This is a genomic window from Streptomyces sp. NBC_00259, from assembly GCF_036181745.1.
Taxonomy (GTDB): domain Bacteria; phylum Actinomycetota; class Actinomycetes; order Streptomycetales; family Streptomycetaceae; genus Streptomyces; species Streptomyces pratisoli.
Window position 1 is genome coordinate 5,752,000 of the sequence record NZ_CP108080.1, and the last position, 20,140, is coordinate 5,772,139.

Consider the following 20,140-nt stretch of genomic DNA (forward strand, 5'->3'; position numbering starts at 1 on the left):
GAGCAGTGGGGAGCAAGCGCCAGCAGGCATAGTAGGGGGCGGTGCGGCGGCGGGCCCCATGACGTGGGTGTGGGAATCTGGTCGCCCAGCGGGGAGAGGGACAGCGGACAGATGGCATCACGTCGGGACGAACTCAACGCATACACCTTCGCGAAGCGGAGACTGGTCGCGCAGTTCGTGCAGCCAAACACGACCGGCTCGGAGGAGGGCGCACCTCGTCCGTTGCGTGCGGTGGTTCCCGGAGCCATCGTCGGGGTGGTCGTGCTCGCGGTGTTCGGCGCCTGGGGAATGTTCAAGCCGGTGGCACCCCAGAAATGGGACTCGCCCGGCGAGAACGTCATCATCGCCAGCAAATCGACAACTCGCTATGTCGTTCTGAAGACCAACGGCAAGACGCAGCTCCACCCGGTCCTCAACATGTCGTCGGCGAAGCTGCTCCTCCTGCCCGACAAGGGCAAGGTCATCAACGTCGACGAGTCGGTCCTCGACAACGGCAAGATCCCGCACGGCGCCACTCTCGGCATCCCGTACGCCCCCGACCGGCTGCCCGACGCCAAGGACGCCGGCGTCGCCAAGCGCTGGGCCGTCTGCGAGCGGCCGGGCGAAGGCGGCCTGGCCATCCAGAAGGCGGCGTTCGTCCTCGCCGAGCGCGAGGAGAAGAAGACCGAGGGCGCGAACCGGCTGCGCGGCGGTGAACTGATGTACGTGGAGGGCCCGGACAAGGTCCGCTACGTCGTCGACGCCGAGGGCACCGCCTACCCCGTGGAGAAGGACGAACTGCTGCTGCGCCAGGTGGTGGGCCTCGGCCGCGAGGCCCAGCGGGTCTCCGCCGCCTGGCTGGAAACCCTCCACAAGGGTGACAAGATCGCGTTCCCGAAGATCCCCGGTGCCGGCCAGGACGCCGGCGTGCCCGGCGACCTGGAGCCCGGCGTGAACAAGGTCGGCATGGTCCTCAAGGCCACCGACGGCACCAGGACCCAGCAGTACGTCGTCCTGTCCGGCCGGGTGGCGCCCGTCACCGACTTCACCGCCAAGCTGCTGCTCAACAGCAAGGACCTGATCGACATGGGTCAGGACGGCCAGGCGAAGTCCGTCAGCGCCGCCACCTTCCAGCCGGGCGAGGCCTTCGGCCAGGACAAGAAGTGGCCGTCCCAGGCCCCGAAGCCCGTCAACTCGGCCGGCGCCGACGAGGGAAGCCGCAACACCGTGTGCAACGTCCTGCGCGAGGTGGACGACGACGGTACGACCACCCTCAGCACCTGGGCGGGCACCGACTTCCCCGCGCCCCTGCCGACCGGTTCGAGCAGCGCGTACGTCACTCCCGGCTCCGGTCAGCTGTTCCGCCAGTTCAAAGGGTCCCGCACGGACACGGGCTTCCTCTTCCTGGTCACCGACACCGGGCTGCGCTACGCGATGCAGTCCAACGGCGACAGCGCCACGGACGACTCCGGCATCGGGTCCTCGGGCTCGAAGAAGGAGAAGGAGGCGCGGGCGCAGGAGGCCCAGCAGGCCCAGAACCGGCTCGGGTACAAGGACGTGGATCCCGTACCGGTGCCCGCCGCCTGGTCCACCTTCCTGCCCACCGGCCCGCGCCTGTCCACCGGTGCCGCGAGCCAGCCGCAGGGTTCGTGAGGACCGGCCCCGACATGACGTACACACACGGCTCTCGCCCGCACCGGCGCGCCCTTCCGCGCCCTCGCCTGCTGACCGCCGCGGCCGCCACCGCGCTCCTCGCCGTCATCGGTCTGCCCGTGGCGCCCGCGTCGGCGGACACGACCGATCAGTGCACCTACCCCGGGAAGAAGTACGCGGGCCGCCCGTGGGCGCTGCAACGCGTGCTGCTGGACGAACTGTGGAAGCAGTCCACCGGCAAGGGCGTGCGGGTCGCCGTCATCGACACCGGAGTCGACGTCAGGAATCCGCAGCTGACGCGTGCGGTCGACGTCAAGAGCGGCGTCAACCTCCTGGACAAGAACCTCAAGGACGACGACGGCAACAAGATCGAGCGCGGCAAGGAGGACGGCACCACGGACACCGTGGGCCACGGCACCAAGGTCGCCGGCATCATCGCCGCCCGGCCCGCCAAGGGCACCGGGTTCGTCGGCCTCGCGCCCGACGCCATGATCATCCCCATCCAGCAGAACGACGCCGAGGGCCACGGCACCGCACAGACACTGGCCAAGGCCATCGACCACGCGGTGGCCAAGGAAGCCGACGTCATCAACATCTCCCAGGACACGGCCAACGCCGTGAAGCCCTCGCCCCTGCTGCAGCAGGCCATCGACAAGGCCCTGGTCAAGGACATCGTCGTCGTCGCCTCGGCGGGCAACGACGGAATGGGCGGCAACGTCAAGAAGACCTACCCGGCTTCGTTCGAAGGCGTCCTGGCCGTCGCCTCGTCCGACCGCAACAACGAACGGGCGGCGTTCTCCCAGTCCGGCGACTTCGTCGGCATCGCCGCCCCGGGCGTCGACATGATCTCCACCGTCCCCGGCGGCGGCCACTGCACCGACAACGGCACCAGCTTCTCCGCCCCGTACGTCGCGGGCATCGCCGCACTCATCAAGAGCAAGCACACGGACTGGACCCAGGAACAGATCGTCGCCCAGATCCAGCAGACCGCGGAACGCTCCGTCGCCGGCCACGACCGGCTCGTCGGCTGGGGCGTCGTCGACCCGGTCCGCGCCCTCACCGAGGACGACGAACCCATCGAGAAGCCGGTCGCCCACGAAGGCCTCACGCGCGCCGAGGCCCCGACCCCCGCCAAACTCCACCTCGGCGAATCCGCGGACGAACGCAACGCCCGCGTCGCGACGTACGTCGTGGTGGGCGGGGGAGTCCTGGTGGCGGTCATCGCCGGCGGTGCGGTGACGGTGCGGGACTCACGACGCCGCAAGCGGCGGACCGCTCGGAGTGCGGTGGGATGAGACGTTCGCAGCGAGATCGGGACGAGACGATGACGTTGCAGCAGCACACGGGTCCACGTCGGACCAACCGCAGAAGTCTCGTGACGGATAAGAGACTTGGGGCTGTCATAGCCCGTGGATAGAGTGGTGTACGAGGTAGTTGGCGGACCGTGGGACACCACGATCGCAGGTAGGACAGCAGTAGCAAACGGGGAGGATTGGCTCGTGCTCGAGGCAGTTGGTGACGGGGGCGGCAATGGCAGGTGACCTTGAGGTCGGAGTACGCGCGCTGAAGCAGTTCCGGAGCCGGGTCGACGCGGCCCTCGCCGACCTGGAGACCAGTGACGGCGGCAAGACAAAGGTCGCGGCGGAGCGGGTCACCCGCGGGTCGTTCGGCGTCGGGTTGCCGTTCGTGGAGGCCGAGGGCTTCTACAAGGAGTACAACCGCGTCCACAAGGCACTGGTCACGCTGTCGAAGTCGCTCGGCGACCAGATCGAGTTGCTCAGCATCGGCGTGCACGCGGCCGATGTCGGCTACGGCAACGTCGAAGAGGCGCAGCGCGCTCGGTTCCACGAGATCCGCGCCCGGCTGGACAGGGAGCGGGACGAAGCGTTCGAGCGCGAGCAGCAGCAGAAGCCCGCGCAGCCCGCAGAGCCCGCACAGCCTCGCCAGGATGCCAAGTCCGGCACCAAGGATCTGGGGTGACGAGTGATGAGTGAAGAGAAGCAGCCGAAGTCCGACACCAAGCCGCCCCTGACGACGCAGGAGCAGGAGCAGGCGAAGGACCAGGAGCAGATCGAAGGCCAGTTCGCCGCCACCGACATGGTGGAGCAGATGCAGGACTTCTTCGACGTCTTCGGCTTCGGATCCACCGGCAGCGTCTTGGGCTCGACCGTGTTCGACGGCCGCAAGCTCAACGAGATGCTGGACTTTCTCGAGAGCACCAACCCTGCCGACCTGGAGCACGCCGGCGAGGCTCTGGAGAGGGCGAACGTCGCCATCAACAAGGCTGCCAAGGAGCTCGAGGCTTTCGTCAAGAAGACCGACTGGGAGGGCGAGGGCGCCAAGGAGTTCCAGCGCTACGGCAAGGAGGTCGTGACCTACGCCTGGTCCGTCGGCAAGATGGCCAACGCGGTCGGCGCCCAGATGAAGGTCGCCAGCACCGGCCTGACCTCGGTCCGCAACGCGCGCCCGCCGCGCGACAACCGCGTGATCCAGAAGGACGTCAAGGACTTCAAGCTCCCCGAGCAGACGGCCGACAACCCGGAGTACCAGAGGGCCCTGCAGGTCGAAAAGGACCGGCAGGAGGCCATCAACCAGATGAACCGCCTGGCCTCGTTCTACGTGGTCTCCCAGAGCACGCTCGCCGCACAGGAGGCGCCGACGCCGCCGGCGGCGTACAAGGCTGCGGTGCCGATGCCTAAGGGCAGTATCGACAATGCCACGGGCTATGAGTCGGCTGGCGGCCGTTCGGGAGATTCGCGTACTCCCAGCCCAGCCACGAGCCTGGGAGAGTCCGGCGTCGCCGAGCCGGCACCGCGCACCGAGGCGCCCGGTAAGCCCGGTTCCGTCCCGGACTCCACATCGATGGAGATCGACAGCGTGGCCACGGCCCCGCCGCCGACGACCACCGGCCCGACCACGGCGCCGCCGACTGCCGTCAGCAACCCCAACCAGGGAAGCGGCCTGTCCACCCCGCCCCTCACCAACTTCGGTCTGCCAGGACGAGCCGGTCCGGCTCCTCGGACAGGCGATCCGAGGACCGCAGGGGGGCAGCCGAGCAAGGCTGTGGGCCGCGCCGGCACCACGGGTAGCTCGCAGCCGCCCATGGGACGCTCAGCCACGTCGACCGGGCGGGCCCCGGCAGCTCCGAACGCCACGTCGTCCGGCCGTTCGCCGATGATCGGTCGCCCGAGTGCCACCGGCATGCCTGGAGGAGGCGCTACCGGACGTCCCGGAACAGGCGGAGGCAGTAGCCAGGCCCCCATCGTGGGTCGCCCTGGAGGCACAAGCCAGCCTGCCGCAGGACGCAGCACCGGTACGAGCGGACAGAGCGGCGGTCGGGGCAACGGAATCATCGGTGGCACTCCTCAGCGTGCCACTGGCGGAAGCACGGGATCGCGCATTCCCCGCGGCACGATCATCGGTGGAGACAGTCCGGCCGCGGGTCGTTCGTCTGCCGCCCGGCCGAGCCAGGCAGGTGTTGTGGGGGCCAACTCCGCGAGCCAGGCCGCCCGACCGGTCGGGCGTGGTACGCCCAGCGTGAATGGAGTCGTCGGCGCCCCCCGCGCTCCCGGCGCGCGCCCCGGTGCCACAGGGGGTACCGGCGGTCGTGCCAACCAGCGGCGAAAGGGACCCGAGGAGCAGGAGGGCACAGCCCGCCCTGACTACCTGACCGAAGACGAAGAGACATGGGCGAACCGCCGACGCGGTGCTGTACCGCCGGTGATCGACTAACCACTGGAAGGCTCGGAAGTCAGAATGACGGCAGGAACGATCGAGGGCCGAAGGCTCCGGCGAGGTCTCGGCGCCATGGCTGTGATGGCAGCGATGGCGTGCGGATCCGTCATTGCTGCCCCTGCGGCGCAAGCTGCTGATGGACAGTCAATGCAGTGGTATTTGGGTGCCATGCATGCCGAGGAGATCTGGAAGACCTCGACCGGCAAGGGGATGAAGGTCGCCGTCATTGACAGCGGAGTCAACCCGGCTACCCCGTCCCTCAAGGGTCAGGTCCTCAAGGGAATGGATGTGGCGGAGGCCAAGGGCGACGAGACCGACGATTACTCCGGCCACGGCACGACAATGGCCGAAGTCATCGTCGGAACCGGTGCAGGCGGGGGCATCAAAGGGTTGGCTCCGGATGCTCAGGTGATTCCGTTTCGGGTCAGTGACACCGAGCTGCAGAACGAACAGAAGGTGAATGCCTTCGACATGGAGGAGGCGATCAAGGCTGCAGCAGACAGTGATGCGCGGATCATCAACGTCTCCATGGCCACCGACTTCTACAACTCCGCCAATCGGCAGGCCGTCCAGTATGCCCAGTCCAAGGGAAAGCTGCTTTTCGCGGGTTCCGGGAACAACGCCGATGAAGCCAACAAAGTTCAGTATCCGGCCGCCTATCCGGCGGCGGTCGCCGTTGCCGCAACGGGCAAGGATGGCAAGGTAGCCGACTACTCGACATTCGGGGACTACGTGGACATCGCTGCCCCCGGCAGCAACATGCCCAAGTGGTGCGACGAAAAGTTCAAGAGCTACTGCGAGGGCGAGGGCACCAGCTACGCCACCGCCATCGCTTCAGCGTCCGCCGCGCTCATCTGGTCTGCCCACCCCGACTGGACAGCGAACCAGGTCCTCCGTGTCATGTTCGAGTCCGCGGGACGCGGTGAGGACTGGAAGGAGGGCACGGTGAGCAACTACCTCGGCCACGGCATCGTCCGTCCCGGCGCTCACATCAACCGCGGCGTGGGCAAGCCCGGCGACCCGGGCATCAGCCCCCTCACCAACACCAAGGTCGGCGGGGGCACTGCCGGCGGCGACTCGTCCTCCGCCTCATCCGCCCCCTCTGCACCAGCTTCGTCACAAGCACCCAAGGGCAGGGCGGAGTCGGACGCCGTCGTGACAGGCTCCAGCAAGAGCACTGATGACGGCGGTCAGTTGGGACTCATCAGCGGGATCGGCGCAGCCGTGGTCATCGCAGTCGGCGCCTTCGTTGTCGTACGCAAGCGTCGCAGCGCCTGACCGAACGTCCGGGCCACCACGGCCCGTTCAGACCTTCACCTCACGTTGTGCTTCACTCGCCATTGCCTGGTGAAGCGCAACGCAGCCATTCACAACAGTAGTTCAGAAGGGAAACGCAACCGTGTCACAGGGCCAGCGGCTTTCAGACCAGCAAGTCATCCAGCTCGAGAAGCAGCTCTTCGAGAAGTTCAACTCGATCAAGGGCCAGCTCCAGCAGATTCAGGGCACGATCGACAGCCTTGAGGGCCAGTGGAAGGGCATCGGCGCCGGGGCCTTCAACACGAAGCAGCAGGAGATCAACACCTCCATGGTGGGTCTCGGCAACATCCTCGCGAAGTTCCTCGAGGCGATGAGCAGCTCGAGGAAGATCAAGGACGGCACGGAGGACGATGTCCGCGCTGCCGTGCAGGCGATCAACGTCGACCTCGGTGTCGGCACCAGCGCTGCTCCGAAGTCCGGCATCAGCAGCCTCTGAGCCGCTGGGTGCATTCGATCTCGGCGCGCGACAGCCGAGTGACCACAACACGTGAGATGAGGGAATCATGGGCATGAACTCGGGTGACGAGCTCGTCGTCAAGTACGACGGCCTCGACATGGCGGCGACCACGCTCGGCAACCAGGCCAAGAAGCTCGAAGAGGACCTGCGGGAGATCAAGACCGCTATGGCCACCGTTGCCGCCGGCTGGGAGGGCGAGGCGCACAACGCCTACGTCCAGGAGCAGGTGAAGTGGGACAAGGAAGCTGCGGACATCCACCGCGCCCTCATGCAGATCGGCCAGGTCGTGGCGAACGCGGGCGGCGACTACATGGGCGGCGACAAGAAGGCCGCCAGCTACTTCGCCTGAGCCTCCGGCTTCGGCCGACGCCTCGGGACGCTGACCAGGGGTGGGCACGCGCGAGGGGTGCCCACCCTCCGTCCGTCCGATGCGAGAAACCCCGGGAGCCGCACTGGCGGCTCTCGGGGTTTCTGCTGTTTGCTCAGATGCGCAGGGCGCGGACCCGTCTCATGACACGGGCCCTTTGCAGTCCGCCGAGTCGGTGACGGACTTCCCGTAGGCGAGCAGGAGCTTCTTGGCCGCGTCCGCATCCGAGAAATTCTTGTCCCAGATGAGGACTCTGACGAAGAGTTGGTTCAGGTCGGGATGGTCCTTGGCGGCCACCGGGCAGGGGATACGGCGCACGCCGCCGCGTCCGGACCACATGTACGTTCCGTCCTCGCTGGTGTGCTCATCGAGGTCAACGTACGGGTTGCTTCGGGCCACCTTCCTCACGGAGGCGTCCGCCTTCCACTCGGAGAAGGCGCTGAACACTGCCTTGTCATCGACGAACACCTCGCAGTGCGTGCGGCCCACCTCTCGCGACGACGCGCGCGCCTCCAGGTTCTTGCCGTTCTTGGGCAGTACCGCGTCGAGTGCGGCGGCGGCACCGGTGTGCCGCACAGGTCCGACGGCAGGGCGAAGGACCGCTTCTCCTCCGGCTGCGAGCATGCGGTGAGTACCAGCGCGAGCTGTGCGGCTACTGCGATAGCAGAGATCCGCCTGAGTGGGATAGGCCGCCGCGGAGCCAGCCGTCGAGGCGAAACGATCTCACCCCGTCTGGGAATTGTGTGTGGGCTGGCAGGTGTCATGGGGAGGAACCTCCATGGTGAGGTGGTCCGCCATGGCCTCGCCATTGGTGGCGGCATCGTTGAGATCGTTGTCGCGCCCGTAAGAGCCCATTCCGCTACCTATTCCTGATCGGGAAGCCCGTGGGACTCGGCCGCGTTGACGGCTGCAATCTGGCCGTGCGCGATGGATGCGCTCAGGTCCCTGGTTCTTCTCCCAGAGGGCGCTCGCATCCATACAGGCCAGCCGTTAGCCGGGCAGCCTGGAGGGAAGATCGCACTTCGCCTTCTGGTGGGAAAATCGCGCCGCGTTGATAGCGAGATCAATCAAGTCCTGGCGGACCTCAGGCTTGCCTGATCCTTCATGCTTCCTCAAGTCCACAACAACGCTGAGGCTGTACGTTCCACCTGGAATATGTCCGGGCGACGCGCACGGTACCAAGATGGCTGCCTTGCGAGCCACGTTCACACCTCTGGTTCCCGCTGTGAAACTCTTGATATCGGATTCGCGAACATTGAGGGCTTCCTTCGCCCAGTCGCGGACGTCGTAAGTCTCGGAACCCATGTTCTCGGCGGTCTCGGTGAGCATCATCTCGGTCCTGGCGCTGAGCAGGACGCGACCCTCGCCCCAAACGAGACAGTCGGCGGTGTAATCCGAGGCACCCTGCGTGATGTCTCTGCCGTCCAACCTGTCATCAAACTTGTACCCAGGCTCGCTTGGTAGCGATCCCTTCAGCGCTGGAACCACCTTTGCGGACTTGCCCAGGGACTCGCACACGTCGCTCGCTCTGATGTCGCCACGCCGCTCGAACGGAGGGAACCCGAATGCGTACGCTGCGGCAGTGGCCGAAGCGACGCACAGCAACGCTGCGAGGGGGATGACAACCTTCTTCGGCATGGCGGCCATGGATTCAGTCCTTCTTTGCGTCCATCTGGCGTGGAACTCCCTGACCTTCGATCAGCGGTCCCGGCCACACCTCCGGCTACGATGCCGCCCGGGCCGATAAGGGAGCCGCGCTGAGGTGGCGAACACGGCGGCAAAAACAGCCCGCAGTCTCCGGAGTTGGTCACGACAGCGAGCGGACGTACAGTTCACCCGCTAGAGCAGGCCTCGGATTCCCTGACTGATTTGGCGTACTCCGTGATTAGCTGCTTCATGGCGTCTGTGGTGCCGAGGTCGGGTGAACGCACTTCGATGATTGCGAACATGTCCCCCTTGAACGAGGGGTCCTGGCATGGTTCGACTCGGGCCACCGCGCCTCCGGCTTCGTAGAGATAGCTGCCAGTCGTCTCGTACGCCGCCATGTCGATGTGTTTGGTGTCGAGTGCCACCGCGGTGATCCTCGCCCCTTTCTCCCGCCATTCCTGGCTAGCCACCAGAGCAGGCTTCCCGTCGACACGGATTTCACACTGTTTGGTCCCCTTCACTGGGGCTTCCTCGGCTGACGAAAGTGAGGAGCCTCCCGGAAGGAAAGGAGTCAGAGACGCGGGCTTCACCCCCATGCCGCACAGCGAATTGGGAGCCGAGTACTTCTTCGCGTTCTGAGTTTCCTCGGAACATCCGGTCAGCGCTAGGCCGGCCATCAGGGCGGCACAGGCGAGCCTGAAGCTCGCCCTAAGCGGGACGGAGGATTTATTCAACGCAACCTCTTGTACGTTGTTGAAGGGATCCGATTGCGGCGGCGAAGTGCGATGCTGTCACAACCACATTGGTCTAGATGTCGGTCTGCAGGTCCTTGGCCACGCTTTCGGTGAAACCGCCACCCAGGTCGTAACCGTTCCGTGCACCGGTACGGGCGCTCTCCACAAGATCCGAGCCATTGGGGAGGTCGTGAACCCTTGCCGCAGTGTCGGCGGCGGTCACAGCGTGCTTGATGCTATCTTCCAGTCCGTTTTCCCACTTTTCGCCCATCTTGCCGCCGGCCTCATCCTTGGCCTTGCCCTCGGCATCCTGAAAGACCTGTTCGAGAATGACGCCGCTGATGGTGGTTGCCCCACCGCCAACCGCAGCGCCTACCACAGGGCTGGCGATGAAGGAAACACCCACGCCGATTCCGGTCCCAATTCCCCCGGAGATTCCGCTCTTCCATTGGGCAATGGACTGTTCGTACTTCTTGTCTGCTTCTTCTGCCGCGCCGGCCAGAGCTTCCTGCCTGCCTACGTTCAAAGAGGCTGAAACCTCGCCGGTCGAGTGCGCAATCTCATGGACAAGGAGCTTCTGGTCGCCGCTGTAGCGCTGGTACTCCGGGAGTTCTGGATTCAGGTGGTAGTCCATGAGGTCAGCCATGTAGCCCTTTTGGCTTACTTGTACGGCTGCGTATCCCTCCGGGTCCTGTCCTACGGAGAGCAGGAAACGCGACACATCTCGGTGGTCGAAAATTGCTTCTGAGCCGGCGACAGGGAAGAGTTTCTCCACATTTCCCCTCGCGGTCTTCTCCCCCTGGGTGGCATTTGGGTCCGGATTCGTGTCCGTCGTGGCGCGATTGATATCTGGTAGATATTCAGACGCGATCTGTCCCATGCTGTCGGACATGTAGCCGTACTTCGTCAGGCGTGTGTCGTCTTCCGCGATCGACTTGACGAGGGATTCCATCAGCCGGGCCTGCTGATCCGAGTGCGGCGCCAGGTCGGCCGTCGGCTTTTCGCCCGCCGGGTGGCCGGTCGTCGCTGCCTCCAGCGCCATGGCCAGGTTGTTACGCCCCGCGATGCTCTCCTCCATGTCCTTGTCGTAGTCCTTGGGCCAGTCGCGCTCTTCGAAGAAGTACTCGAAGTTGCTGAGAGACCGCCGGTCGTCCTTGCCCTCCACCTTGAAGTCGTGGTCCTCGTCCTTCGTGACGAACGTGTCGCCGAAGAACTCGGTGGCGGCCGCAGGGCTGTTGGCAAGAGCCTTGAAGTAGCCGGTCATCGGGTCCCAGCCGGAGTCGGTTCCCGTGTGGTTCAGCTGCGGGAACATGCCGATGGGCTGCCAGGCCACGTGGGCGCCGTTGTGGGTGAGCTTCTTCTCCGCCGCGACGAGCTTGTTGCCGTACTCGTTCAGGAACTTGTCGTCGTAGTCGCCCCACCGCATCAGGTTGCTCATGACCTGACCACCGAAGGGCATTCCGCCGTTCTTCTCCAGCGGCTTGTCGGCGAAGGCGACGACGTCCCGCTTCCATGTCTCCATGGCGGCCGTGTCGCTCTGACTGGCGGTCGCCAGTGTCAGGCCCAGACTCTTCTGGAGGTCGTCGAACTGTTCACGTCGCTCGTGCATGAGCTCGGGATTGACCATGGGCCTGTTGAGCTCCGCCCAGAAGTCCAGCGTTCCCTTGCCGCCGAGGTTCGTGGCGAACCGCTCGGCGAAGAGGTCGTCGTTGGCGTACTTCTTCAGGCCGGCGTTGAGTCGGTCGAACTCCTGGACGGTGAGGTCCTCGGGCTTCTTCTTCGCCAGCTTCGCCAGGTCGTCGGCTTCCTTGAGCGCGTCAGCGGCCGCGTCGCGGTCCGCGTAGTTGGCGTCGGAGAAGCCGAGCTTGCTCTGGTCGACGAGTGCCTTGAGGACCTTGGTCGCGGAGCTGTCGCTCTGGGTCGCGCCGTCGAGGATCTTCTGAACCTCGTCCCGGAGGGCCGTGACGGCCGCCTCGGTGTGACTGGGGACGCTCTTTCCTGTCCCGACCTGGTCGGGATGGATGTTCATGCTGACCGTGAAGCCGCTACCGGTCGTGACGACGGTCAGGTTCTTCTTGAGACCGCGTTCGATCGCGTCGTTGAGCTTGGTCCGGTAGTCCTTGAGCTCGCTGCAAGCGTCCCGCAGGATGTTGCGGATCGACGTGGCCTGGGTGTGCGCGTCGGCGAACTCGCCGGCCGTTCTGCCGATGAACTGCTTGGAGATCTTCGCGTTCTCGCCCGTCCAGCTGGCCTTGTTCGCCTGTTCGCGGAGCCCGTCGTCGGCGTCCTCCTTCAGGCTTGCCAGCTTGCCGACCAAGGTCGTCCAGTCGGCGACGGCTTCGTCGAGAAGGCCGAACTTCGCGGAACGAAGAGTTTCGAGATCCATGACTAGTCCTTGTCCTTCTCGTCCTTCTTCTTCTCGCCGTAGATCGGGTTCTTCTCGCCCGGCTGCCCCACGCGCTCGTCGAATCCGCTGTCCAGCGTGGCGATACTGCTGAGCTGCCCGGTGATGTAGTGCTCGTCGTTCTTGTGGATCTTCTTGGTCACCCGCATGTGGTTCGAGATGTGGGAGCAGGCGTCCCGGAGGGAGCCGAGCTGTTCGTCCCATCGCTTGGCCACGTGGGCGAGCCCTCCACCGAGTTCGAAGCCCTGGGTCTTGAGGTCTTCAGCGGCTTTGGAGCTGCTGGGGCCGGCCACACGCGCCTCGTCGTACAAGCGGTTGAACAGTTTGAATGCGTTCGACCCGATCTTCGCGAGATCGCTCTCGGAAGTCGTGAGGTCGCCGTAGCTGCCTCCGCCGCCGCCCTCGTCAGGCACCCGGTTCAACTGCATCTGCTCCGACTCACGGCCGGCCGCCTGCGTCTTGAGCTGTTCCCACTCGTCCCACGCCATCTGCCACACCTTTCCCGTTCTTCACCCGGCGCTTCAAGAGGAATCGATTGGGGTTTCTGTGCTCACTTCGTGCAGGGGCCCTCCGCGGCGGCGGCGCGCAGGTCGAAGTCGATCGGAGACATGCCCTCCGGCACCGGCTGGTCGGCCGAAGGCTTGGCCGTGACCTTCAGGCATGTGGTGCCGTCCGAATTGCTCACCTCGTAGTGCTCCACGTTGCCCTTCGGCGTCAGCTCGCCCGAACGCCACACCAGAAGCGCCGTCGGGTCGTCCCTCTCCGGTCCGTCGAGCTGTGGGTCCATGCGCTCGTTCCACGCGCCGTCGTCCCCTTCGAACACCGGGGACATCCTCGAGCCGTCCAGCCACTCCGCCACGGCGACGGTCCGTTCCAGCACCTCCGCCTGACCGGCTCCGTCGGGCCGCTCTCGTTCGTGGAGCTGGTAGTTGGTCCACGAGCCGTAGAACGCCAGGCCTGCCGCCGCGAAACAGCACAGCCGCTGGACGAGGAACCCGGCGCTGGAGGGCTCGGCGGCGGCAGGGTCGGAATGCCGCTGTGCCTGGAACCGCCACCAGATCGCCCGGTGATCCGCGAGGCCGAGCGCGATGAACGCCACGCCGAAGACCACCATGAATATGGCAAATCCAGACACTCCTCTGGTCCCTCTCTGCGAATGGCCCCCGGCTCGACGTCCGGCGTGTGCCCGCCCGTGCGGGCACACGCCGGGAGCTCTGGGGGCGTCCAGCCTCTGCGCGGTAGCCGCCGGCGCCCTTCCGAGGGCGCCAGGCACCGCATGCCAGGCACCTCACGCCAGGCACCGCACGCCGGTCAAGCAGCCAAGCGGTCAAGCGGTCAATCAAGCGGTCACGTCGTCACGCGGTCACTGCGGATCCCCCAGCCACCCCGTCTGCACCAACGGCTTCCCCCGCTGCCGGGACACGAAGATGCCTCGTCCCGCGGGCATGGGCCGCATACGGACGCCGAGCACCTCGCCCTCCTGCGGGTCGCCGGAGAGCAGGAGGCCCTGTGCGCCGAGTTCCATCATTCGTTGCACGAACGGCTCGTACGCCGCGCGGCTCGCGCCCGCCGAGTTGCGCGCGATGATGAAGCGGACACCGACGTCCCGCGCGAAGGGCAGGTGCTCCGTGAGCTTGGCCAGCGGGTTGCCGCTCGACGTGGACACGAGGTCGTAGTCGTCGACGACCACGAAGACGTCCGGGCCCTGCCACCAGCTGCGGTCGCGAAGCTGCTGGGCCGTGACGTCGGCGGACGGCGCACGGCGCTGCATCAGGTCCGCCAGCGCGTCGACGTGGTGCTCCATGTTGTTGGACATCGGCACGTACTCGGCCAGGTGCGTGGCGGGGGTGACGTCGAGCAGCGCGCGCCGGTTGTCGATCACGAAGAACTTGGCGGCGTTGCCGTCGTACCGTTGCGTCAACTGCTTGATGAGCAGGCGCAGCAGGTTCGACTTGCCGGACTCGCTCTCACCGAACACCAGGAAGAACGGGTCGCGGCCGAAGTCGGCGAACACGGGTTCCAGGTTGTTCTCGTCGATCGCGAACGACACTCCCCGCCGGGGTTCGGCGAACCCCGCGGGAAGCTGGTCCCCGGCGAGCTCGCGCGGGAGCAGACGCACCTTCGGGGCGGCGGCGCCCGGCCAGTGGCGACTGACCTCCTGCACCATCGCGGAGGTCGCCTCGGACAGGTCGCTGTCGGACTGGATGCCGTCGATACGCGGTACCGACGCCATGAAGTGCAGCTTCTCGGGAACCAGACCGCGGCCGGGGACTCCCTGCGGCACGTTCATGGCGATCTTGCGGTCCACCTCGGAGTCCATGGTGTCGCCCAGACGCAGTTCCAGGCGGTTCATCAGGTGGTCCTTGATGTTGGAGCGCACGTCCATCGACCGGGACGCCGTCAGGATCACGTGGATGCCGTAGCCCAGCCCGCGCACCGCCATGTCGACGACCGCGGACTCCAGTCCCTCGTAGTCGCTGCGGAAGTTGCCCCAGCCGTCGATGACCAGGAAGACATCGCCCCACGGCTGGTCCGTCACGGAGATCTCACCGCGGCTGCGGAGCCTGCGGTACGTGGCGATCGAGTCGATCCCGGCGCTGCGGAAGTACTCCTCGCGCCGGGAGAGGATGCCGTAGACCTCGGCCACGGTGCGGCGGACGCGCTCGGGGTCCAGGCGCGAGGCGACCCCGCCGACGTGCGGCAGTCCCGCGATGGACGACATGCCGCCACCGCCGAAGTCCAGCCCGTAGAACTGCACTTCCTGCGGTGTGTGCGTCAGCGCGAACGCCGAGATGAGGGTCCTCAGCAGGGTCGACTTGCCGGACTGCGGGCCGCCGACGATCTGCATGTGGCCCGCCGCCCCGGAGAAGTCCCGGTAGAGCACGTCACGGCGCTGCTCGAAGGGCTTGTCGACGACGCCCAGCGGGACGACGAGCTTGCCCGCGCCCTCGAATCCCGGCTGCGTCAGTCCGCGTCCCTCCACACCGGCGAGGTCCGGCAGGATCTCGTCCAGCGGCGGCGGGTTGTCCAGCGGCGGCAGCCACACCTGGTGAGCCTCCGCGCCCCGGCCCTCGAGCCGTCGCACGATCACGTCGAGCACGGAGTCGGCGAGCGCGTCGTCCTCCGGAGTACGCGCCTCCGGCACGGCGGCCTGGGCGGTGGGCGCGGCGTAGCGGACCGGCACGGGCGCGGCCGTGAACGGCACGGGCCTGCGGTCCACGGGCAGCGGACCGCCGGGCACCGCCGCGTGGTGCGCGTTCGACCGGTACACCCCGGAGACGTACGCGGCCTTGAACCGCACCATCTCGTCCGTGCCGAACTTCAGATAGCCGGAGCCGGGGACGTTCGGCAGCTGGTACGCGTCGGGGACGCCGATCGCCGCACGCGACTCGGCCGCGGAGAACGTGCGCAGACCGATCCGGTACGACAGATACGTCTCCAGGCCGCGCAGCCGGCCCTCCTCCAGACGCTGCGAGGCCAGCAGCAGATGGACGCCGAGCGAGCGGCCGATGCGGCCGATCTGGACGAACATCTCGATGAAGTCCGGCATCGCGGTGAGGAGTTCGCTGAACTCGTCGATGACGAGGACGAGCGACGGAATGGGCTGCAGCGGGGCACCGGCCGCGCGCGCCTTCTCGTAGTCGTGGATGTTGGCGTAGTTGCCCGCGTCGCGCAGCATCTCCTGCCGGCGGTTGAGCTCACCGCGGATGGAGTCGCCCATGCGATCGACCAGCGTCAGGTCGTCCGCGAGGTTGGTGATGACCGCGGCGACGTGCGGCATCTGCGACATGCCGGCGAAGGTGGCGCCACCCTTGAAGTCCGCGAGGACGAAGTTCAGCGTCTCCGACGAGTGCGTCACGGCGAGGCCGAGTACGAGCGTACGGAGCAACTCGGACTTTCCGGAACCGGTCGCGCCCACGCACAGCCCGTGCGGGCCCATGCCCTCCTGCGCCGCCTCCTTGAGGTCCAGCATGACCGGGGAACCGTCCTCGCCCACACCGATCGGGACGCGCAGCCGCTCGGCCTGCGAGCGGGGCCGCCAGGTGCGGCTGACGTCGACGGAAGCGGCGTCGCCCAGGTTCAGCAGATCGGTGAACTCAAGGTTGGCGAGCAGGGGTTCGTCGTCGTCACCGCCCATGGCGACGCGCAACGGGGCGAGCTGTCGGGCGAGCGCCTCGGCGGCCTCGACGCTGAGCCGGTCGGGCATTCCGTCGTACACCAGGCCGTGCCCCGACTCCAGTTGCAGGGAGTCGGGGTGGACCGAGACGGACAGCCCGCCGCGCATCGCGGCCATCTCACCGGGCACGACCTCGATGAGCGTCACACCCTGCAGCCCTTCGGCGGCGGCGAGCGCCGACATCGGGGGCACGGACTGACCGTCGAGCACGACGACGACGTGAGGCCGGTCGAGCAGCGGCTGGTGGCCGCCCTGGAAGCGGGGCCGCCCTTCGAGGTGGCTCGCGAGCATGTCCTGCAGTTCGCCCGCGTCGGTGGTGATGAGGCGGCGGCTGCCCGCACCGTCGGCGGCGCCGGGCGCCTGAACGTGCGGCAGCCACTTCGCCCACTCCCAGTGCGGAGCGGCGGCGGAGCCGGCCGCGATCGCGACCACGAGGTCCTCGGGGGAGTGCAGCGAGGCCAGCGAGCCGACCATCGCGCGCGCGGTGGAGCGCACCGACTCCGGCTCGCCGCTCACCGTCAGGTGGTAGAAGGCGCGCAGCGACACGGCCATCGGCAGCCCGTCGAGAGTGCCGTGCGTGCTGAGGAACTTCTGCATCGCGCCCGCGGTCAGCGGCTCCAGCTCGTCCACCGGCGCGGTGTCGGGCGCCATGAGCGGCGTCGCCAGCTGCTGGCTGCCCAGGCCGATGCGCACCTGCGCGAAGTCGTCGTCACCCGTCCGGCGTTCCCACACCCGGCTGCCCTCGGCGACCAGCGCCCACAGTTGCTCGGGCGACGGGTGCAGATAGAACTGCGCGTCCCGCTGCAGACGGGCGGTCCTCAGGACCGTACGCCGGGTCTGGGTCAGGTACTTGAGGTAGTCGCGGCGCAGATCGGCGAGCTGGCCCTGGGTACCGCGCCGGTAGCGCACCAGCATGGCGATGCCCATCGCGACCGTCGACGCGATCATCACCATGCCCATGATCCGCATGATCGGATTCGGCGTCATGAAGAAGAAGACGACGGAACCGCCCATACCGAGCATCGGCAGCAGCTGCATCAGCACGCCCTCCTGCTGCCCTCTGGGCAACTCGGGCGGTGGTTGCAGCTGCACCTGCTCGCCGGGCACTTCGGACGGCAGGGCCCGTGGTGGGCGCTTGACGACGATCTGACTCACAGCTCACCAATTCCCTTGCCGGACGGAAATGTTCCTATCGGCGCCCCCGTGGCGACGGGTTCCGTCCGCGGGGAGGGATCCTACTTGCGCGGGGGTGCGGGGGCGGGCGGTAGGGTGGCGCGACGTGTTTGCGCACGCATGAACTACCGCAAAAAAAGGGTCATTCGGAACGCAGTGCCGACCCGACGGTCCATGCGAATCACGAGGGGATGCAGCAGGTGAGTATGACGGCCCCAGCGGCGGCCACCGGATCCGGTCACCCGGGTCCCGCGACTCCGTCCGGCGGCGGAACCGGCTTCTGCCGGGTCACGGTCGTCGCGCCGGACAGTCGCGTCGACGTGGCTCTGCCCGAAGACATCCCCGTGGCCGACCTCTATCCGGAGATCCTCCGGCTGTCCGGGCAGAGCCCCGCGGCGGGCGCCCCGGTCGGCTACCACCTGGTGCGCCGCGACGGCACCGTGCTCGACGGCGCGCGCTCGCTCGTCGCGCAGCGCATCCTCGACGGCGAGCTGCTCTCACTGCGGCCCTTCGCCGAGTCGCTGCCCCCCGCGGTGTTCGACGACGTCTCCGACGCCGTCGCCTCCGCGGTCGCCCGCGACCGCACGCTGTGGAACGAAACCCTGATGCGCGGCGCCGGGCTCCTCGGCGGCTCGGCGCTGCTGGTGCTGCTCGGCTTCGTCCTGTGGTCGGCCGACCCGCGGCACAACATGCACAGCCTGCCGGGCATCCTGGCCGCCGTCGCCGGCGTACTGCTGCTCGCCCTGGCCTGCGTACGTGCCCGGGTCTACGACGACCGCGGGGCGGCCGTCGCCCTGGGCATCGGCGCGATGGCGAACGCCGCCGTCGCCGGCGCGGGACTGCTGCCGCCGGCGAGCGGGCAGGGCATCGGACGGCTGCAGTTCCTGCTGGCCTGCGCCGCCGTGCTGGTCGTCTCGGTGATCCTGATGATGGTCGCCCCCGGCGGGGACGGCCCCTTCGTCGCGTTCGTCTTCGCCGCGGCCATCGGCCTGCTCGTCACCTTCGCCGCGATCGTGACCGGGATGGAGCCGTCCGAGACCGCCGCGGTGTGCTCCCCGCTCGCCGTCGGGGCCCTGGCCTTCCTGCCCGGCCTCTCCACTCGCTTCGCCCGCCTTCCCGTGGGCTTCGAGCCGCCGCGCACCTCGGTCGGCGGCTACGGGGCCGAGCCCGCCTCGCCGCAGGGCCCGGTCGACGCCGAGCGCATCGCCGCCCAGGCCCGTCGCGGCCACGAGCTGCTCGTGGGCCTCGTCGGGGGCTGCGCCCTGCTGGCCGTCGGATCGGCCGCGGTGCTCGGGTTCTCCGACGACGTGTGGGGCCAGCTGCTCGCCCTCGCCACCGGCATCGCCATGCTGATGCGCGCCCACCTCTTCCGCTACACGGCGCAGGTCGGCTGCGCCCTCGTGGCGGGCCTCGGGTCGCTGATACTGCTCGGCCTCGGGCTGTGCCTGAACCCGCCCACCGAGCTGATGCACGCCGCCCTGAAGGGCGACGGCACCGCGCTCGACATCCGTACGGTCTGGCTGTCCGCCGCGGTCGCCGGTGTCGCCGCACTGGTCATCGCCATCGGGCTGATCGTTCCGCGCAAGGGCGTCACCCCCTTCTGGGGCCGTTTCCTGGAGATCGCGGAGACGACCGTCCTGCTGACGCTCGTGCCCCTGTGCCTCGCGGTCTTCGACGTCTACCACTCGATCCGGGCGCTGACCTCCTGACCCTGCGCGCAGAAGGACCGCCCGGAAGGTCCGCCCGGAAGGACCGCCGAGACCGGGGAGACGGACCGCCGAGCAGGACCGGGGAGACGGACCGGTGCGCCCCACGAGCGCGCCGGTCCCTGCACCCGGTCGGCCGGCTGCCGCGAGCTGGTACTCTGTGTAACGGCCGTTTGTGTACGCGTACCCCGGAGCATCGAAACTCTGGAGTTCAGCGCCCATCGTGCCTTCGCCTCCGAGCAACGGAAGCTCCCCTGAGACCAAGACCAGGGGCACTCGCAGGCGCATCGAACCGAAAGAGGAGTACCGAGTGTCTCTCGACGCCGCTACGAAGAAGCAGATCATGTCCGAGTTCGGCACCAAGGAGGGCGACACCGGCTCCCCCGAGGTCCAGGTCGCGATGCTCTCGCGCCGGATCTCCGACCTGACCGAGCACCTCAAGACCCACAAGCACGACCACCACTCCCGCCGTGGTCTGCTCATCCTGGTCGGTCAGCGCCGCCGGCTGCTGCAGTACCTGGCCAAGAAGGACATCCAGCGCTTCCGTGCGCTGGTCGACCGGCTCGGCATCCGCCGTGGTGCGGCGGGCGCGAAGTAAGACGCCGTGAAGGGAGCGGTTCCCACTCTGAGGGGGCCGCTCCCTTTGCTGTACGTGCGGGATGTCACAGACGCTTTGTAGTCTGGTCGCACAACGCAATACCGAAAACGGAACACCGAACGAGGAGGAGCGCCCCTCCGCCGCCGGTCCTCGGTAGTGGCCCCCGGAATCATCATCCGGGTGCTTCGATCGA

Annotated in this window: 16 protein-coding genes; 9 read left to right on the forward strand and 7 right to left on the reverse strand. The window is 67.4% G+C overall.

The annotated features are described in order from the left end of the window. The first annotated feature begins 111 nt into the window (after positions 1 to 111). The 7 genes from eccB (at position 112) to OG766_RS26170 (ending at position 7,490) form a co-directional block, all read left to right on the forward strand. A complete protein-coding gene (gene eccB, locus OG766_RS26140) occupies positions 112 to 1,632 on the forward strand; it encodes a type VII secretion protein EccB (protein WP_266384040.1) in 1,521 nt (506 codons plus the stop codon). 14 nt (positions 1,633 to 1,646) lie between these two features. Next, positions 1,647 to 2,927, forward strand: coding sequence for a type VII secretion-associated serine protease mycosin (gene mycP, locus OG766_RS26145; protein ID WP_328726316.1), 1,281 nt, complete (start codon positions 1,647 to 1,649; stop codon positions 2,925 to 2,927). A gap of 235 nt (positions 2,928 to 3,162) precedes the next feature. Beyond that, a complete protein-coding gene (locus OG766_RS26150) occupies positions 3,163 to 3,612 on the forward strand; it encodes a hypothetical protein (protein ID WP_328726317.1) in 450 nt (149 codons plus the stop codon). Positions 3,613 to 3,618: 6 nt separating this feature from the next. After that, positions 3,619 to 5,364 carry a hypothetical protein gene (locus tag OG766_RS26155; protein WP_328726318.1) on the forward strand — a complete coding sequence of 582 codons (1,746 nt, stop codon included), beginning with the start codon at positions 3,619 to 3,621 and terminating at the stop codon, positions 5,362 to 5,364. 75 nt (positions 5,365 to 5,439) lie between these two features. Continuing rightward, complete coding sequence (locus OG766_RS26160) at positions 5,440 to 6,645, forward strand: S8 family serine peptidase (RefSeq protein WP_328726319.1); 1,206 nt, start codon at positions 5,440 to 5,442, stop codon at positions 6,643 to 6,645. A gap of 121 nt (positions 6,646 to 6,766) precedes the next feature. Continuing rightward, complete coding sequence (locus OG766_RS26165; RefSeq protein WP_266384053.1) at positions 6,767 to 7,120, forward strand: WXG100 family type VII secretion target; 354 nt, start codon at positions 6,767 to 6,769, stop codon at positions 7,118 to 7,120. Positions 7,121 to 7,187: 67 nt separating this feature from the next. Next, the gene (locus OG766_RS26170; protein WP_266384055.1) at positions 7,188 to 7,490 is read left to right on the forward strand and encodes a WXG100 family type VII secretion target; all 303 of its coding nucleotides are present in this window, start codon (positions 7,188 to 7,190) and stop codon (positions 7,488 to 7,490) included. 159 nt (positions 7,491 to 7,649) lie between these two features. On the opposite strand, the gene OG766_RS26175 is transcribed toward OG766_RS26170, so the two are convergent. From OG766_RS26175 to eccCa, 7 genes are all read right to left on the reverse strand, one after another. Further along, positions 7,650 to 8,084, reverse strand: coding sequence for a hypothetical protein (locus OG766_RS26175; protein ID WP_328726320.1), 435 nt, complete (start codon positions 8,082 to 8,084; stop codon positions 7,650 to 7,652). Positions 8,085 to 8,498: 414 nt separating this feature from the next. Then, a complete protein-coding gene (locus OG766_RS26180) occupies positions 8,499 to 9,155 on the reverse strand; it encodes a hypothetical protein (RefSeq protein ID WP_328726321.1) in 657 nt (218 codons plus the stop codon). A gap of 185 nt (positions 9,156 to 9,340) precedes the next feature. Then, positions 9,341 to 9,889: a hypothetical protein gene (locus OG766_RS26185; RefSeq protein ID WP_328726322.1), complete on the reverse strand. Its 549-nt coding sequence runs from the start codon at positions 9,887 to 9,889 to the stop codon at positions 9,341 to 9,343. Between the two features lie 73 nt (positions 9,890 to 9,962). Further along, the gene (locus OG766_RS26190) at positions 9,963 to 12,275 is read right to left on the reverse strand and encodes a hypothetical protein (protein ID WP_328726323.1); all 2,313 of its coding nucleotides are present in this window, start codon (positions 12,273 to 12,275) and stop codon (positions 9,963 to 9,965) included. Positions 12,276 to 12,277: 2 nt separating this feature from the next. Then, on the reverse strand, positions 12,278 to 12,781 hold the full coding sequence (locus tag OG766_RS26195) for a hypothetical protein (protein ID WP_266384064.1): 504 nt from the start codon (positions 12,779 to 12,781) through the stop codon (positions 12,278 to 12,280). A gap of 62 nt (positions 12,782 to 12,843) precedes the next feature. Further along, positions 12,844 to 13,407, reverse strand: coding sequence for a hypothetical protein (locus tag OG766_RS26200; protein ID WP_266384066.1), 564 nt, complete (start codon positions 13,405 to 13,407; stop codon positions 12,844 to 12,846). A 249-nt stretch (positions 13,408 to 13,656) separates the two neighbouring features. Further along, a complete protein-coding gene (gene eccCa, locus OG766_RS26205) occupies positions 13,657 to 17,625 on the reverse strand; it encodes a type VII secretion protein EccCa (protein WP_266384068.1) in 3,969 nt (1,322 codons plus the stop codon). A gap of 224 nt (positions 17,626 to 17,849) precedes the next feature. Here eccCa and eccD point away from each other — a divergent pair, with 224 nt between their 5' ends. Together eccD and rpsO are read left to right on the forward strand one after the other, a co-directional pair. Next, positions 17,850 to 19,352, forward strand: coding sequence for a type VII secretion integral membrane protein EccD (gene eccD, locus OG766_RS26210; protein ID WP_266384070.1), 1,503 nt, complete (start codon positions 17,850 to 17,852; stop codon positions 19,350 to 19,352). Between the two features lie 307 nt (positions 19,353 to 19,659). Beyond that, positions 19,660 to 19,947 (forward strand): 30S ribosomal protein S15, encoded by a 288-nt coding sequence (gene rpsO / locus OG766_RS26215; RefSeq protein ID WP_030943387.1) that lies wholly within the window; start codon positions 19,660 to 19,662, stop codon positions 19,945 to 19,947. The last annotated feature ends 193 nt before the right edge of the window (positions 19,948 to 20,140 follow it).